At 66.7% G+C, this 16,270-nt stretch carries 16 protein-coding genes; 6 read left to right on the top strand and 10 right to left on the bottom strand.

Going from position 1 to position 16,270, the window contains the following annotated elements:
- Positions 1-112 precede the first annotated feature (112 nt).
- The 3 genes from KRX52_RS05275 (at position 113) to KRX52_RS05265 (ending at position 2,561) form a co-directional block, all read left to right on the top strand.
- On the top strand, positions 113-718 hold the full coding sequence (locus tag KRX52_RS05275; RefSeq protein WP_217680120.1) for an OmpW/AlkL family protein: 606 nt from the start codon (positions 113-115) through the stop codon (positions 716-718).
- A gap of 56 nt (positions 719-774) precedes the next feature.
- A complete protein-coding gene (locus KRX52_RS05270) occupies positions 775-2,016 on the top strand; it encodes an SfnB family sulfur acquisition oxidoreductase (RefSeq protein ID WP_217680119.1) in 1,242 nt (413 codons plus the stop codon).
- A gap of 140 nt (positions 2,017-2,156) precedes the next feature.
- Complete coding sequence (locus KRX52_RS05265; protein WP_254797413.1) at positions 2,157-2,561, top strand: MarR family winged helix-turn-helix transcriptional regulator; 405 nt, start codon at positions 2,157-2,159, stop codon at positions 2,559-2,561.
- On the opposite strand, the gene KRX52_RS05260 is transcribed toward KRX52_RS05265, so the two are convergent.
- The 4 genes from KRX52_RS05260 to KRX52_RS05245 all read right to left on the bottom strand — a co-directional run bounded on the left by KRX52_RS05260 (position 2,544) and on the right by KRX52_RS05245 (position 5,377).
- A complete protein-coding gene (locus KRX52_RS05260) occupies positions 2,544-3,041 on the bottom strand; it encodes a hypothetical protein (RefSeq protein ID WP_217680262.1) in 498 nt (165 codons plus the stop codon). The two genes, KRX52_RS05265 and KRX52_RS05260, sit on opposite strands and share 18 nt — an antisense overlap.
- Positions 3,042-3,284: 243 nt before the next feature.
- On the bottom strand, positions 3,285-3,764 hold the full coding sequence (locus tag KRX52_RS05255) for a VOC family protein (protein WP_217680118.1): 480 nt from the start codon (positions 3,762-3,764) through the stop codon (positions 3,285-3,287).
- 240 nt (positions 3,765-4,004) lie between these two features.
- Positions 4,005-4,313 (bottom strand): hypothetical protein, encoded by a 309-nt coding sequence (locus KRX52_RS05250; protein ID WP_217680117.1) that lies wholly within the window; start codon positions 4,311-4,313, stop codon positions 4,005-4,007.
- 71 nt (positions 4,314-4,384) lie between these two features.
- Positions 4,385-5,377, bottom strand: coding sequence for a TerC family protein (locus KRX52_RS05245; RefSeq protein ID WP_217680116.1), 993 nt, complete (start codon positions 5,375-5,377; stop codon positions 4,385-4,387).
- 535 nt (positions 5,378-5,912) lie between these two features.
- Between KRX52_RS05245 and KRX52_RS20640 the strand changes: the two genes are divergently transcribed.
- The 3 genes from KRX52_RS20640 to KRX52_RS05235 all read left to right on the top strand — a co-directional run bounded on the left by KRX52_RS20640 (position 5,913) and on the right by KRX52_RS05235 (position 8,267).
- A complete protein-coding gene (locus tag KRX52_RS20640) occupies positions 5,913-6,245 on the top strand; it encodes a hypothetical protein (RefSeq protein WP_254797427.1) in 333 nt (110 codons plus the stop codon).
- Entirely contained in the window at positions 6,218-6,919 is a 702-nt protein-coding gene (gene amrS, locus KRX52_RS05240; RefSeq protein WP_367890522.1) for an AmmeMemoRadiSam system radical SAM enzyme, read from the top strand. Before KRX52_RS20640 ends, amrS begins: the two co-directional genes overlap by 28 nt.
- Before the next feature lie 211 nt (positions 6,920-7,130).
- Positions 7,131-8,267 carry a glycerate kinase gene (locus KRX52_RS05235; RefSeq protein ID WP_217680114.1) on the top strand — a complete coding sequence of 379 codons (1,137 nt, stop codon included), beginning with the start codon at positions 7,131-7,133 and terminating at the stop codon, positions 8,265-8,267.
- 12 nt (positions 8,268-8,279) lie between these two features.
- Here KRX52_RS05235 and KRX52_RS05230 read toward each other — a convergent pair whose 3' ends face one another.
- The 6 genes from KRX52_RS05230 to KRX52_RS05205 all read right to left on the bottom strand — a co-directional run.
- Positions 8,280-10,523, bottom strand: a complete 2,244-nt coding sequence (locus tag KRX52_RS05230) for a beta-agarase (protein WP_217680113.1) — start codon at positions 10,521-10,523, stop codon at positions 8,280-8,282.
- Between the two features lie 148 nt (positions 10,524-10,671).
- Positions 10,672-11,499: an NADPH-dependent oxidoreductase gene (locus tag KRX52_RS05225; protein WP_217680112.1), complete on the bottom strand. Its 828-nt coding sequence runs from the start codon at positions 11,497-11,499 to the stop codon at positions 10,672-10,674.
- A 45-nt stretch (positions 11,500-11,544) separates the two neighbouring features.
- A complete protein-coding gene (locus KRX52_RS05220) occupies positions 11,545-12,786 on the bottom strand; it encodes a bifunctional 3,4-dihydroxy-2-butanone-4-phosphate synthase/GTP cyclohydrolase II (RefSeq protein WP_217680111.1) in 1,242 nt (413 codons plus the stop codon).
- A 221-nt stretch (positions 12,787-13,007) separates the two neighbouring features.
- Entirely contained in the window at positions 13,008-13,784 is a 777-nt protein-coding gene (locus KRX52_RS05215; RefSeq protein WP_217680110.1) for an ABC transporter ATP-binding protein, read from the bottom strand.
- 283 nt (positions 13,785-14,067) lie between these two features.
- Positions 14,068-15,405 carry an OprD family porin gene (locus KRX52_RS05210; protein WP_217680109.1) on the bottom strand — a complete coding sequence of 446 codons (1,338 nt, stop codon included), beginning with the start codon at positions 15,403-15,405 and terminating at the stop codon, positions 14,068-14,070.
- A 593-nt stretch (positions 15,406-15,998) separates the two neighbouring features.
- The coding region (locus tag KRX52_RS05205; protein ID WP_217680108.1) for a 4Fe-4S dicluster domain-containing protein at positions 15,999-16,270 on the bottom strand (272 nt) is incomplete at its 5' end.

The raw sequence follows: 16,270 nt of genomic DNA, 5'->3' as shown, positions 1-16,270 counted from the left end.
CCTGCTCTTGTCCTTGTGCACCCCCTGCCGACCGGACGTACGGACGCGTGGAGCGCCCCGTAGCGCGGCCCCTGCGCCGCATTCGCACAACAGCACGTACAAGGAATACCGCATGTCTCTGAACTGGCTCAGCCACGCCACCCTTGGTGCCCTGCTGCTCGCCGGCAGCGCCACCGCCCAGGCCGGCGACAGCCCCTGGCAAGCGCGGATCGGCGTCAGCAAGATCGTCCCCACCTCCGACTCCGGCAGCATCCTGCCGGGCGAAGTGGACATCGACAGCTCGACCGGCCCGACCGTCAACCTGGCCTACTTCTTCACCCCCAACCTGGCCATCGACGTGCTCGGTGGTCTGCCGTTCAAGCACGACATCAAGCTCAACGGCAGCAAGATCGGCAGCACCAAGCAGCTGCCGCCGATCGTCTCGCTGCAGTACCACTTCGCCCCCCAGGCCCGTCTGCGCCCCTTCGTCGGCGTCGGCCTCAACTACACCTATTTCTTCGACGAGAAGCTGGACAACGGCGCCGATCTGGAACTTTCCGACTCCTGGGGCGCCGCCTTCCAGGCCGGCCTGGACGTCGCCATCGACGACAACTGGACCGTCGGCGGCGACGTGCGCTACGCCAAGATCGACAGCACCGTGAAGGTCAACGGCGTCACGGTCGGCAGCGTCGACGTCGACCCCACGGTGTACAGCGTCAACCTCGGCTACCGCTTCTGAGCGCCCAGCGCGCCCCTTACCCACGCCATCCGGCAAACCCAGCAAGGAACTTCATCATGAGCGAATCGCAAACCGCCGACCGCGTCGTCGACCCCTACCTGCAACCGCTGCCGCAGCAGCCGGCCCACCGCATCCACAGCGATGCCGAAGCCATCGAGATTGCCCGCGCCCTGGCCGCCGACTTCGCCCGCGAAGCCGCCCTACGCGACCGCGAGCGCCGCCTGCCGGTGGCCGAGCTGAATGCCTTCTCGCAGAGCGGCCTGTGGGGCATCACTGTGCCCAAGGCCTATGGCGGCGCCGAGGTGAGCTATCGCACCGTCGCCGAAGTGATCAAGACCATCGCCGCCGCCGATCCGTCGCTGGCCCAGCTGCCGCAGAACCACCTGGTCATCGTCGACCACATCCGCCTGGACGGCACCGAGGAGCAGAAGCGCCACTTCTTCGGCCTGGTGCTCGACGGCGTGCGCTTCGGCAATGCCTTCTCCGAGCGCCACAGCCGCACCGTGGCCGACTTCGAGACGCGCATCGAGGCGGAAGGCGACGGCTTTCGCGTCAACGGCCAGAAGTTCTATTCCAGCGGCGCGCTGCTCGCCCACTGGGTGCCGACCGTGGCGGTGGACGCCGAGAAGCGCCCGCACCTGGCCTTCATCCCGCGCGACACCGAAAACCTGCGGGTGATCAACGACTGGTCCGGCTTCGGCCAGCGCACCACCGCCAGCGGCACCGTGCTGATCGACAACGTCAAGGTGCCGGCCGTGCACGTGGTGCCGGTGTACAACGCCTTCGCCAACCCCACCGCCGCCGGGCCGTTCTCGCAGTTCCTGCAGGCCGCCATCGACGCCGGCATCGCCCGCGGCGCGCTGGCCGAAACCATCGTCCAGGTACGTCGCAGCGCCCGCGCCTGGATCGATTCGGGCCTCGAGTTCGCCCATGAAGACCCGTACAGCATCCAGGCGGTCGGCGACCTGCAGATCCGCCTGCGCGCCGCCGAGGCGGTGCTCGACCTGGCCGCCGACCAGATGCAGATCGCCGTCGACACCCCCAACGAGGACACCGTCGCCGCCGCCTCCATCCTGGTCGCCGAAGCCAAGGTGCTGACCACGGAGGTCGCCATCCAGGCGACCAACAAGCTGTTCGAGCTGGTCGGCACCCGCTCCACCCTCGAGGAGTACAACCTCGACCGCCACTGGCGCAACGCGCGTACCCACACCCTGCACGACCCGGTGCGCTGGAAGTTCCACGCGGTGGGCAACTACTACCTGAACGGCATCAAGCCGCCGCGCCATCCGTGGTTGTAAGGGCGTAAGCCGCAGGCCATCGCCAAGGCCCTGCCGGTCGGCGACCCCGCCGCCCGGACAGCCGCATCGCCGCCGCGCAGGCGGCGATCCGCTCCGTCTCGGAACGGGTGGAGCACGCTGCCGAGGAGCACTACCGGCAGATGGGCCTGCGCTATACGCCCGTGCTCAGGGCCATCCAGGCGGGCGCCAAGACCGTCACCGAAATCACCGCTCGCACCCACCTGACCCAGGGGGCCATCAGCCAGACGGTTGGCCACATGGAGAACGACGGAGTGATTTCCCGCCATCGTGTCAAGGTCGGGCGCAAGAGCAGCATCCGACTCACCCCCCACGGCGCGGAGCTGCTGGCCAGGCTGAACCAGCACTGGAGTGCGACCTTTGCGGTGATCGAAGAGCTTGAGCAGGAGATCGGCCATCCGCTGCGCCGTGCCCTGCAAGACACGGCGAAAGCGCTGGAGCGGCAAGGCTTCTCGCAGCGCCTGACGCACACCAAGCTCGGCAAGAAGCAAGGGCTGCTCGGCGCGCTGCTAAGCTCGGCTGCTTGAGGTGCCGCGCGCGTACTTCTTCTGCAGGATCATCGACGCTTCGTTGTAGGCAGTCTGGAAGGCGTCGCCGCCGATCCAATTCACGGCCGTGTCTTCGTCTTCATCATGGAAGATCCCACGATAGACGATCAACAGGCCCATCATGAAGTCGATGGCAGCGTCTTCCGTTTCCTCCGCGACCACCAGCTCCAACACCGGGTACTGCAGGAACACCAGGCACATCGCGAGTAGGCTGATGCCCTCGCCGACTTTCATCGCCTGGAACAAATCGTCGAAGTGCGCCGGGTCGAAACCGTTCTCTTCGATGTCTTTGAAGTCGAAGGTGCTCAGGTCGATTTCGACATCATCGAATGGCTCGTTGACCAGCGGATTGGCCAGCAGCGGATGTACGACATTGGCCTTGGCTTTGCCCGAATGGTTCTGCTTGGCCTTGGCTTTGGCCTGTTGGGCACGTTTTTGCTGTTTATCCGGGGAGGCCATGGAGGCAAGTTCCTTGTTCGATGCAGCCATGTTCATGGCTCAGGGTAATCGGTCGCAAATTGTATTGAGTCTTGGCTAGGTTCGTCGGCCAAGGGGGCAGATTTTTGTGCTCTAAATGTTTGCTTTCGGCCAGAGGCAGCCCTTTGCTCGAGGCTGCTTTTGGCCGATTTTTGCCAGTCGCCACTGACCGCATCGGGTCGATAAGGCCGTTCGCGGAGGGTGCAAGCTGACGCCCGTTGAGCGTCAGCCGCGCCGAGCCGCCTCGATCGCGGCGATGTCGATCTTACTCATCTGCATCATCGCGTCGAATGCGCGCTTGGCCGCCGCACGATCGGGATCGGCCAGCGCGTCCGTGAGGGCGCGTGGTGTGATCTGCCACGACACCCCCCACTTGTCCTTGCACCAGCCGCATTCGCTTTCCTGGCCCCCGTTGCCAACGATCGCGTTCCACAGACGGTCGGTTTCGGCTTGGTCGTCGGTGGCAACCTGGAATGAGAACGCCTCGTTGTGCTTGATCCCCGGACCACCGTTGAGGCCCATACAAGGAATACCCAGCACGGTGAACTCGACCACCAGGACATCGCCCTCCTTGCCGGCGGGATAGTCGCCGGGCGCGCGAACGATTGCCCCCACTGCGCTGTCCGGAAAGGTCTTGGCGTAGAACTTAGCTGCGTCCGCCGCGGTGCCGTCGTACCACAGGCAGATCGTGTTCTTGCTGACCATGCTCGTCTCCAACTTATGAGAGGTGGAGTCACGAAGGCTAGTCGAGTTCTTGGGCAACTGGCGCTGCTGGCGCTGCTGGCACCAAGACCAAACCTGTTGGCCCATCGGCAACATCTATCAGAGTGACTAACAAGGCGTACTGCGCGACCCGCTTTAGGCCAGGCCTTATTACAGAGCGCCTGCCAGCAGAACTACGCACCCAGCTGTGAGGTGCTCAGCATGACACCCCTGAGAAGCCAATTAGGTTTCAACAGCCGTTTTATCGACTGGCTCTGCTGGCTCGCTAGCTGCAGGCAGGTCTTCCCGCGCCTCGTCCTGCTGCGCGTCCTCGGCCAGCGGCTTGCCTAGCCACTTATTGGTTGACTGCTGTACTTGATCCACCTGTTTATTGAGTTGTTGCAGGGTCTCATCGACTGCTTCGCGGGCTACGTCCTGCACCGCCTGCTCAGCCTTCTCGGTCAGTTTCTGCGCCGATTGCTCGGCTGCGTCACAGCCAGCCAGGCCTACCAGTACCAGCCCCAGGGCCGTCATTTTCAGCGTTTTGTTCATCACCGCCTCCATTGCTCAGAGTTGCCAATTCGATAGGAGGCAGCCGACTGGCGGCCGCCACCTGTTTGGATCTACACCTGCCGGCCAGCAGAGGCCTGGCCGCGGGTTTTCCAGAGAGACAGCAGCACACCGCCCAGCAGCAGCCCCAAGGTCACGCTGAGGGAAATGACCGCCGGAATCTTGCCGATGATGCCGACCAGGAAGATCTTGCCGCCGATAAACACCAGCACCAGTGCCAGGGCGTACTTGAGGTAGGCGAAGCGGTGAATCATCGCCGCCAGGGCAAAATACAACGCACGCAGGCCAAGGATGGCGAAGATGTTCGAGGTGTAGACGATGAAGGGGTCTTGGGTGATTGCGAAGATCGCTGGCACGCTGTCCACGGCGAAAACCAGGTCGGCACACTCGATCAGCACTAGGGCCAGAAGCAAGGGCGTAGCCCAGACCACGGACTTACCGCTGGCGTCCGCCTGAAGGACAAAGAAGCGCCCTTCATGCAGCCGCTCGGTCACCCGCATGTGTTTGCGCAGGAACTTCACCAGCAGGTTTTCACTAAGGTCCGGGTGGGCATCGACCTTGCTGAACAGCATCTTCACCCCGGTCAGCAGCAGGAAGATGCCGAACACATAGAGAATCCAGCTGAACTCGGCGATCAGCGCCGCTCCAAGGCCAATCATGATCGCGCGCAACACGATCACTCCGAGAATGCCCCAGAACAGCACCTCGTGCTGGTACTTACGCGGAATGGCGAGGAAGCTGAAGATCATGGCCATCAAGAACACGTTGTCCATCGACAGCGATTTCTCGATCAGAAAGCCTGTGTAGAAATCCATCCCGGCGTCACCGCCCTTGACCTGCCAGACCCATAGGCCGAATAGCAAGCCAGCCGTGATATAGCCAGCAGACAGAAGCAGACTTTCACGAACGCCGATTTCTCGATGCTCACGGTGTAGCACCCCGAGGTCGAAGACCAACAGGCCGATCACGATGCTGATAAAGACGAGCCACAACCAGATGGCGGTGCCGAGAAATTCGGCAAGGAAGAACGGTTCTAGGGCAGTCATGAGCCCCTCCTCTAAGTGTCTAAGTTGTACAAACTGCAACTCCGACATGGCAGCGGTTAGCTGTCAGAGGGGCCCGGTGCTGCAAGAACAAATCTAGAGAGACGCGTGGAACTCCTCAATCACGCAAGGGTTGCAAGGTATTTCAATATGGAAGATCGAAGCTGAATTCGGAATATGGATAAAAAGAAATTGAATAAGCCCTGCTTCCCTATGGAGTTCAAAGTCTCACCGTGAGGCCAGTACAGTCGGAGCATATCAGTCGCTTTTGGCCGTTTCCCGCCTGTCGCAACCGGCAGCTCTGGGTCGAGTGCCGCCGGTCATGACAGGCCAGCGTTGCCCCAAAAGCGGCGACTCACAAGCAACAATATCCTGGCCTTATCCTGCATGTTCCCCACATTGTCCGACCCCGCCAGCAATGGCATAGTGACAGCATTCCGACGTACCCGCGGCACCCTCCTGCCGCAGGTGCGGGAGCACCTGCCCTGACCGGCAGGCTTCTTCGCGCAGACCGTCGGCACGCGGTGGGAGGCTTGCGATGAATGACCTGTCCGCACACTACCCGGGGCGCTGGTGGCACGGCCTGGCCGATGGCCGAATCCAGTGCGACCTCTGCCCTCGCGACTGCAAGCTGCACGACGGCCAGCGTGGCGCCTGCTTCGTGCGCATGCGCGAAGGCGAGCAGGTGGTGCTGACCACCTACGGCCGCTCTTCCGGCTTCTGCATCGACCCCATCGAGAAGAAGCCGCTCAACCACTTCCTCCCCGGCTCGGCGGTGCTGTCCTTCGGTACAGCAGGCTGCAGCAGATTGCTCTGGCGGCGGAGAATTCGGGCTGCGCCAGCGTGGCCTTCACCTACAACGATCCGGTGATCTTCGCCGAATACGCCATCGATACGGCCATCGCCTGTCGTGCGCATGGCATCCGCACGGTGGCGGTGACCTCCGGCTACATACACGCTGAACCGCGCCGCGAATTCTTCGCAGTGATGGACGCGGCGAATGTCGACCTCAAGGCCTTCACCGACGACTTCTATTTCAAGCTCACCGGCGCGCATCTGCAGCCGGTGCTGGATACCTTGGTCTATCTGCATCACGAGACCGACGTGTGGACGGAGATCACCACCCTGCTGATTCCGGACTACAACGATTCGGATTGGGAGATCGAGGCCCTGTGCGCCTGGGTATTCAAGGAACTGGGTCCGGATGTGCCGCTGCACTTCACCGCCTTCCACCCCGACTTCAAAATGCTCGAAACCCCGCGCACCCCGCCGGCAACGCTCAGGCGCCCCCGGCAGATCGCCCTCGCGCAGGGGCTGCACTATGTCTACAAGGGCAATGTGCACGATGCCGAGGGCGGCACGACCTTCTGTCCGGGCTGCGGCGCGCCTCTGATCGAGCGTGACTGGCACCAGATCCGGCACTACCGGCTGACCGCCGAGGGTCGCTGTCCGCAGTGCCACACCGCCATCGCCGGGCGCTTCGACCAGCAGGCCGGCACGTTCGGCCAGCGCCGGATTCCGCTGCGGCTGAATCCTCACCCCTGAGCGATGGGCGTCCTATCGATGGGCGGCAGCGCCGCGCGAACCTCAGAAGCTATTTACGATCTCCTGCGCTCTGCCTGAACCCCCGGACGCAGATCGATTTCGAGCCGCTCGCCTCGTTCGGCGCCAGGCACCGACGGCAGGTGCGCACCCCGGGCCGGCCGGTCAGAATGACGCCAGCGCCGCGCGCCCATCGTCCGAGAGTAGATCCGCCATGAAAATCGTCATCGCCCCCGACTCGTTCAAAGAAAGCCTGTCCGCCGCTGCGGTCGCCGAAGCCATCGCCGCCGGTCTGCGCGAGGTCTGGCCGCAGGCCGAGCTGCTGTGCCGGCCGATGGCCGACGGCGGCGAAGGCACGGTGGCGGCGCTGGTCGCGGCGACCGGCGGAGAGTACCGCGAGACGCAGGTGCGCGGCCCGCTCGGCGAGCCGGTGGTGGCGCACTGGGGCTGGATCGCCGCAAGCCGCAGCGCGGTGATCGAGATGGCCGCCGCCAGCGGCCTGCATCGGGTGCCGGCGGAGCGTCGCGACGTGCTGCGCGCCTGCACTTTCGGCACCGGCGAGCTGATCCGCGCAGCGCTGGACGCCGGCGCCGCGCGGATCGTCCTCGGCTTCGGCGGCAGCGCCACCAACGACGCCGGCAGCGGCATGCTGCGCGCCCTCGGCGCACGCTTCGCAGATGCCGCGGGCCGCCCGCTGGAGCCGGGCGGCGCGGAACTGGCGCGGCTGGCCCTGATCGACCTGTCCGGCCTCGACCCACGCCTGCAAGAGGTCGACTTCGAGGTGGCCTGCGACGTCGACAACCCGCTGTGCGGGCCACGCGGCGCCGCGCAGGTGTTCGGCCCGCAGAAGGGCGCCACCCCGCAGCAGGTGCACCAGCTCGACGCCGCCCTCGGCCATTTCGCCGACCTCTGCGCGCAGACGCTGGGCCGCGACGCCCGCGACCTGCCCGGCAGCGGCGCGGCCGGCGGCATCGGCTTCGCGGCGCGCAGCTTCCTGGCCGCGACCTTCCGCCCCGGCATCGAACTGGTCGCCGAGGTCAGCGGCCTGGAGCAGGCGGTGGTCGGTGCCGATCTGGTGATCACCGGCGAGGGCCGCCTCGACGAGCAGACCCTGCACGGCAAGACGCCGATGGGCGTGGCGGCCGTCGCCAAGCGCCACGGCGTGCCGGTGGTCGCGCTGGCCGGCATGCTCGGCGCGGGCTACCAGCGCCTCTATGACCACGGCATCGACGCCGCCTTCAGCCTGGCGCCCGGGCCGATCAGCCTGGCCGACGCCCTCGCCGGCGCCGCGCCCCTGCTGCGCCAGCGCGCCGCGGACATCGCGCGGCTCTGGCAGCTGGCGCGCGGCTGAGCTCGTCGCGGGTCAGCGAGGCTCATCCCCGGCGGCCGGCAGCAGGCGCGCGGCGACCGCCAGGTTGGCCTGGCGCACCGCCTCGACGAAGCCCTGCCAGGGTCGGTCGGTGATCGCCACCAGGCCCAGGTGGCCGTTCTCGCCGTCGAGCAGACGCCCGGTCGCCGGCTGGTCCAGGTACTGGAACCAGTGCAGGCCGACGATGGTCGGCTCGGCCAGCGCCTGCTCCAGGTAGTGCGCGTAGGCCGGGCCGCGCTGCTCCTCCGTCCAGACCTCCTGCATGCCGCCCCAGAACGGCCCGCGGTCGCGCGAGCCGAAATGGAACTCGGTGACCAGTAGCGGCTTGTCGAGCGCGCGCAGCACCGCGAAGTCGTAGCCGTGCTGCGGCTCGCGGGTGTAGAAGTTGAAGCTCAGCACATCGCAATACTGCGCGCAGGAGGCCACCGCCTCCGGCGTGGTGCCGGCGAACCGCCCGCCGAGCAGCAGGTGGTTGGGCGCCTGCGCCTCGAGCGCTTCGGCCACGGTGCGGAAATAGCGGTCGGCGTACAGGCGCTGGAAGCGCTGCAGGTCCGCCTCGATGGCCGGATGGCCCTCTTGCGGCAGCGGCGCCTGGAAGCCGGCCCCCTCCAGCACGCTCCAGTCCGTCAACGCGATGCCCCAGGCCGTCGCCAGCGCCTCGGCGCTGGCGTAGCTGCCGCGCAACTGGTCGACGAAGGCGCGCTTGGCCGGCGACTCCGGGCCGAGGCGCAGGGTGCCCAGCGCCAGCGCGTAGCGTGCGCGCAGCGGATCGCCGCTGCCGACCCAGGCCAGTTCGTTGTCGGCGAAGTAGCCGATCAGCCAGGGATCGTCGCGATGGCCGCGGCTGGCGACCTGCACGGCACGCTCGGCGGCGGCGGCGAAGCGCGGATCGAACGGATCGGGCATGCCGCCCCACAGGTCGAAGCCGGTGCTGACCACCGCGTAGTCGCCGCTGATCAGCAGCGGCAGGGTGTAGGGCATGCGCTGGGCGGCGCCGAGGGCGGCATCGCTCCAGTTGCCGATGGTGTTGAAGCCCCAGGCCTGCAGGCGATCGAGGGTGTGCGTCGTCCAACGCTCGTCGTCGAAGACGCTGCAGTCCGTCGCGCCGGCTGCGCCGGCGGGTGCCGCGCTGCTGCAGCGCGGCTCGGCGTAGCTGCGCAGCAGGTTGGCGCGGTAGAAGTCGAACCAGCGCCCGTGGGCGAAGCCGAGGTCGCGGCTGGCGCCGGTGCCGCGCCGGCTGTCGTCGCTGCCGTACCAGGCGGCCAGCGCACTGCCGGCCGCCGGCAGCTCGGCGAACATGGCCTCGCGGCCCTCGACGTAGGTCGCGCTCTGCGTAGCGCTGAGCGTGTTCACACCCAGCGAATAGAACGGATGCCCTTCCGGAGTGACCAGGTACCAGCGGCCGTCGCGCTTCTCGGTGCGGAAGAAGCCCGTCGCTGCGAACGGCTCGCCGCCCAGCAGGCCGCCGTAGCGATCCTGGCGCGGGCGCTCGGCCTGCCAGCGTTGCAACTGCTCGTGCTCCGCGGCGGCTGCTTCGCGCAGCTGGGCGTCGCTGGCGACCTTGCCGGGCCACTGGCCGCGGCTGAACTGACCGTAGCCGTCGACGAGGCCGGCATAGGCCGCTTGCTGGAGCTGCGCTCCTTCGCGTACGCCGAACTGGCCGAGCAGCAGGCTCTGCGGCGCATTCGGATGATCCAGCGAGAGCGTCACCGCCACCACCCGACCGCGTTCGAGCTGGCCGTCCACGCGGGTGGCCAGCAGGGTACGCTGGCCGCCGTGCTCCCACGGCATCGGCGGCGCGGCGCGCATGCCCTGCTGGCGCGGCGAGCTGCCCTGCAGCGGCACCAATAGCTCCTGCGCCGGTCCGGCCGGCAGGGCAATGTGACTGACCAGCGCCTGGCCGTCGGCGCTTTCGATCCGCACATCGAGGGTCAGCGCCCAGTCCATCGCGTTCTGCAGGCGCAGGCTGATGGCGCTGGCCTGCGACCAGTCCCAGCTCCCAGTCGGCGGTGTCAGCCGCAGGCTGGCCGTGTCGCCCGCCGCGAAGGTCAGCCGGCGCAGCGCCTCGCCCTGCGCGGTGATTTCGGCGGCGCCCGTCGACAACTCGGCGTTGAGGGTGGTCACCGCCACTGCCGGCGCGGGGCTGACGAAGTCGAACAGAGGCTGGGGCTCGACCTGCCCGGCGCACAGCGGGACGGCAACCAGCAACAGAACGGCGGGCAGTACGGAACGTAGCATCTGCGGACTCTCCATGGGCCCGCGGAACGCGCGGGCTGGCGCAGTAAACCACGTCGCGGCCCGTGGTTTCCAAGCCCGGCGCGCCGAACGGCACCCGCTCGGGCTTGCTCGGCGGCGCTTGCCTGGTTCCCGGATCGCCGTTACCCACCTAGCGCAGCGGGAAGCCCTGGGCCTTGACCGCCGCGGCCAGCCGCTCGCGGCCGTGAAGGATCGCCACAGTGCGCAGGCGCTCCAGCGACTGGCGGCTCCAGCCCGGCGACTGCTGGCCCTGCTCGGCGTAGAACTCGATCAGGGTACGGTCGTAATCGTCGATCAGCCGCTGTTCCTCCGGGTGCACCGCGTAGGTCTCGCGGTGCAGGATCAGGCTCTGCGGCAGGCGCGGCTTGACCTGCGCGGGCTTGTCCGCGTCCGGGTAGCCGACGCACAGACCGAACACCGGGTAGACCAGCGGCGGCAGGCGCAGCTCGTCGACCACCGCCTGCAGGTTGTTGCGCAGCGCGCCGATGTAGACGGTGCCCAGGCCCAGGGATTCGGCGGCGGTGACCGCGTTCTGCGCGGCCAGCGCCGCATCGATGGCGCCCATCAGGAAGCTGTCCAGGTACGGCAGCGCCTGCAGGTCGATATCGTGACGCTCGGCCTGGCGCTGGATGCGCGAGAAGTCCGCCAGCCAGACCAGGAACAGCGGCGCCTGGCGGATGTGCGCCTGGCCGTTGGCCAGCTCGGCGAGGCGCGCCTTGCGCTGCGGGTCCTCGACGGCCAGCAGGCTCCACACCTGCAGGTTGGAGGAACTCGCCGCCGACTGGGCGGCGGCCAGCAGGGTTTCCAGGGTGCCGGCGGGCAGCGGGCGGTCGAGGTAGGCACGCACGCTGCGGTGTTCGAGCAGCGTGGCGATGACCTCGTCGGCAGCGAAGGCGCCCTGCTCCGGGGCGTGGTCACGGTAGCGTTGTTGCCACAGACGGCTGTTGGTTGCGGACATGTCGGTCCCTCGGGTTCAAGGTCGTTGCGTGAGATAGACCAGCTATCAGGCCCGGCGCTGCACCGCCAGCGGCAGCAGCAGGCGATGGCCCAGACGGTCGCGCTTGGTGGTCAGATAATGCTGGTTGGCCGGATTGGCCGCCACCTCGTGCGCCAGCTGGCGCTGCACGGCGATGCCCTGCTCCTGCAGGGCACGGGCCTTGGCCGGGTTGTTGCTTAGCAGCTGCACCGAGCCAACGCCGAGGTGCTGGAGGATGGCGGCGGCGGCACGGTAGTCGCGGGCGTCCACCGGCAGGCCGAGCGCCTGGTTGGCCTCGACGGTGTCCAGACCGGCGTCCTGCAGCGCGTAGGCGCGCAGCTTGTTGGCCAGGCCGATGCCGCGCCCCTCGTGGCCGGTGAGGTAGACCAGCGCGCCGCGGCCCTCGCGGGCGATGCGCGCCAGGGCCAGGTCGAGCTGCTCGCCGCAGTCGCAACGCAGCGAACCTAGCACGTCGCCGGTCAGGCATTCGGAATGCAGGCGGGTCAGCAGGCCCTCGCCGGCCGCCTCGCCGGCGAGCAGCACCGGGTATTCGCCGCCCTCGAAGGCGTACAGGTGCAGGCGGAACTCGCCGTGACGGGTGGGCAGGCGGGTTTCGGCGAGCAGTTGCAGCGCCGACTCCGCGGCTTGTGCACGGCGGTAGGCGATCAGCTGCTCGATGGTGATGATCGGCAGGCCGTGCTGGCGGGCGAAGGCCAGCAGCTCGGGACGGCGCGCCATGCTGCCGTCGTCGTTGACGATCTCGCACAGCACCCCGGCCGGCCGGCGCCCGGCCAGCACGGCGAGATCCAGCGCCGCCTCGGTGTGGCCGGGGCGCTCGATCACCCCGCCGGCCTTGGCGCGCAGCGGGAAGATATGCCCGGGGCGGGCGAAGTCGGCGGGCTGCGAGGCCGGATCGGCCAGGGCGTTGAGGGTCAGCGCACGGTCGGCGGCACAGATGCCGGTGCTGGTGCCGTGCAGGTAGTCGACGCTGACGGTAAAGGCGGTCTGGTGCGACTCGGTGTTGGCCTTGACCATCAGCGGCAGTTCGAGCGCATCGAGACGCTCGCCGGGCAAGGCCACGCAGACCAGGCCGCTGCTGTGGCGGACCAGGAAGGCCATCTGTGCAGGGGTGATGGCGTCGGCGGCGATGATCAGGTCGCCCTCGTTTTCACGGTCGGTGTCGTCGACCACGACGACGAATTCGCCGCGAGCGATGGCGGCAAGGGCGACCTCGACGGTGTCGAAGGCGGCGTCGGCAAGTGCGGGCATGGCGGTAAACCTGTACTGAAGAAATCGGAGCGCCCAGGGCGCGGGTACAGTGCTCCAGCAGATTGCGTGCCAGCCCTATGGGGACGGTTTTCCCGGGGTTGCGGGGACTCTCGCCGGAATCGGTGTTCGCGGGACAACAGTTCGGGGAATCACTGTTGCCTAAGCGACAGTTGCCGATCCGCTGGCCTCATGCACGGCGTGAGAGCCAGCGGCTGGGTGGCTCACGGCGCCTTGCCTCCCAGGTAGAAATGCTGGATATCCTCGCGCGCCGCCAGCTCCTGGGCCGCGCCCTCGCCCACCACGTGGCCGTTCTCCAGGATGTAGGCATAGTCGGCGTGGCGCAGGGCGACGTTGATGTTCTGCTCGGCGACCAGGAAGCTCATGCCCTCCTTCCCGTTGAGCTGGGCGACGATGTCGAAGATTTCCTCGACGATGATCGGCGCCAGACCCATCGACGGCTCGTCGAGCAGCACCAATGTCGGCTTGGTCATCAGCGCGCGGCCGATGGCCAGCATCTGCTGCTCGCCGCCGGAGGTCAGCCCGGCCTGGGTCTTGCGCTTGGTCTTCAGGCGCGGGAACCAGGCGTAGATGCGCTCCAGCTCCTGCTCCAGCTCGCGGCGGCTCGGCCCGCGCAGGAAGCCGCCGCTGCGCAGGTTCTCCTCGATGGTCAGGTGGGCGAACACGTGGCGGCCTTCCAGGACGTGGACGATGCCGCGCCGCGCCAGCACGTTGGCCGCCACCCCGGCGGTGTCTGCGCCGAGGAAGTGGATGCTGCCGCGGCTGACCTGGGCGCGGTCGGCCTGCACCAGCCCGGAGATGGCCTTGAGGGTGGTGCTCTTGCCGGCGCCGTTGGCGCCGAGCAAGGCGACGATGCCGCCCTGTTCGACGCGCAGCGACACGCCGCCAACGGCGAGGATGGCGCCGTCGTAGATCACCTCGATGTCGTTGACGGCCAGCAGCTCGGCGGGAGCGGCGGCGGGTTGGAGCTGGGTGTTCATGGGTGTCCCTCTATTCGAATCACGAAACCTGCGGTTACGCGGCATCCGCGCAATGCGCTGTGTAGGGCGGGTCAGCCGCATCGCGGCGTAACCCGCCAAGGATGCCCCTAGGCATACCGGACGGCGGCGCAACTGCCACCGAGTTGAAGGCGGCACCTGCGGTGCCGATGGTGGGTTACGGCCTGGCGGCCCGACCCACCCTACGGCGGTTACTGCTCCGCGCGGCAATCGCGCGCGGTGATGCCCTTTTCCTTGACGTGGGCGGCGGGGAGTTCTGGAGGGATTACAGGAAACGCAGATCCAGCGGGTATTGCACGATCACCCGCAGTTCGTCGACATCACGCTCGTAGTGATTGCCGCTGCTGCGGTGGGTGGCCTGCATCACGTTGAAGGACAGGTCCTTGGCCGGACCGCTCTGCACCACGTAGTTGACCCAGAAGTTGCGCTCCCAGTGCTTGCCATCGCTGGTGCCGTTGAAATAGCTGTACTGCGGCGCCGTCGCCTGGGTACCGTCGATGTCGCTGCCGCGCACGTAGCGGGCAGTCAGGCTCAGACCGGGGATGCCGACGCCGACGAAGTCGAAGTCGTAGCGCGCCTGCCAGGAACGCTCGTTGGGGTTGTTGAAGTCGGAGACCTGGGAGGCGCTGTCCAACTCGATATCGTAGGTGTTCCACACGTAGTCGAACGGCGTGTCGCCGTCGATGCGGGTGTAGGCAAGGGTGAAGGCGTGGGCGCCGACGCCGAGGCCGACGCGGGCGCTCCACGAGTTGTTGTCGATCTCGCCGAGCAACGCGCTGCCGCTGTCGCGGGTGCGGTAGTAGTTGAGGCCGGTCTTGAAGGTCAGTCCGTTACCCAGCGGTTGCGCCAGGGTCACGCTGAAGAACGACTGGTTCCAGATGTCGTCAAGCTGGCTGGTGTGCAGTTTGAAGTTCAGGGCGTCGTTCAGGCGGTAGTCGCCGCCGAGGTAGGTCACGTCGTCGGCGTCCTTGAAGGTGCCACCGTAGACCGTGCCGAGATCGCCGCGATGGTTGCTGGCGTTGCGGTCGCTGCTGGACTCCAGCTTGCCGCCCTGCAAGGTCAGCCCCTCGATGGAGGTGTTCTTGAATATGGTGCCGCGCAGGGTCTGCGGTAGCAGGCGGATGTCGCTGGCGTTGAGTACCGGGCTGCTCGGTCGCACATCGCCATAGCGCAGCACGGTGTCGAAGGCGCGCAGCTTGATCGCCCCGCCGGCCTTGCCGTACTGGCTCTTCGGCTCGCCGTCGTTGTCGCGCGATACCAGGCCGGGGATAGCGCGGCCATCGCCCACCAGGCCGTTGCCGCCATCCAGCTTCACGGCCCACAGCCCGTGCACATCCGCACCGACACCGACCGTGCCCTGGGTGAAGCCGGACTCGAAGTTGGCGATCACCCCATGTGCCCACTCGGCATGGCGGCTCTGGCGCTTGCCATCGGGCGTAACGGCGAAGTCGCCGTTGCGAAAATCCTGGCTGAAGTAGTAGTTGCGATTGACCAGCTTGAGGTGGGAGTCCTCGATGAAGCCCTCCTCGGCAACGGCTAGCGGCGGGATAGCCAGGGCGACCGCAAGGGCCAGGGTCGATACGGGATGGTTCTGGAAACGCATGGATTCATTCCTGTTGATCGAGCATGACGGGCGCCCACCAAGGGCGCGTGCAAAGCTTCAAATCAACATCCATGCCAAAATAATAAATCTTTAATTTTCAACAACTTGAAGATAAATCCCGATAAACAAACGAGCTACCGGAAATGCAGAATGCCTATTCGCTGTTGCCCGACGAACAGTTGCTCGCGCCGATGCCCGTGGTCAGGTCCAGGGCTGTTCGACACATCTGGTTAACTCTTTGTAGGCATATACTCGTTGCTTGAGCGGTCTGCTTGCCTTCGAAGGTCTGACTTTCCTGGCAAACCCTCGAACCATTCTCGCAAGATCCTGGTGCGCGGGATGGCGACGGCAGCCCGCACGCGAGCCTGTACCGATAAGCCCAGCCGGGCTCAGTCTGCATCAGGCGCTGGATATCCGTCGTGCCCGCTTCGTTCGTGTCGAACGTGTGAGTGGGTTGGCTCACCCATCCCGTCGACCCGCAGTGGTCACCCAGGCGTTCAGACCGCCACTCGCGCGGCCAGCGCTTGGTCATGCGCAGGACAGTCTGAAGCCCGCGGGTCATCCACGATGACACGCACAGCAACTCGCTCATCTTACATGTTGGGGTAGTTCGGCCCGCCGGTGCCTTCCGGCGTCACCCAGGTGATGTTCTGCGCCGGATCCTTGATGTCGCAGGTCTTGCAGTGCACGCAGTTCTGCGCGTTGATCTGGAACTTCTTCTCGCCGTTTTCCTGGGTGACGATCTCGTACACCCCGGCCGGGCAGTAGCGCTGCGCCGGCTCGTCGTACAGCGGCAGGTTCTTGCCCAGCGGGATCGAGGCATCGGCCAGCTTCAGGTGGCAGGGCTGGTCTTCCTCGTGGTTGG

Source organism: Geopseudomonas aromaticivorans (genome assembly GCF_019097855.1).
GTDB lineage: Bacteria > Pseudomonadota > Gammaproteobacteria > Pseudomonadales > Pseudomonadaceae > Geopseudomonas > Geopseudomonas aromaticivorans.
This window is presented reverse-complemented; position numbering and strand designations above follow the sequence as displayed.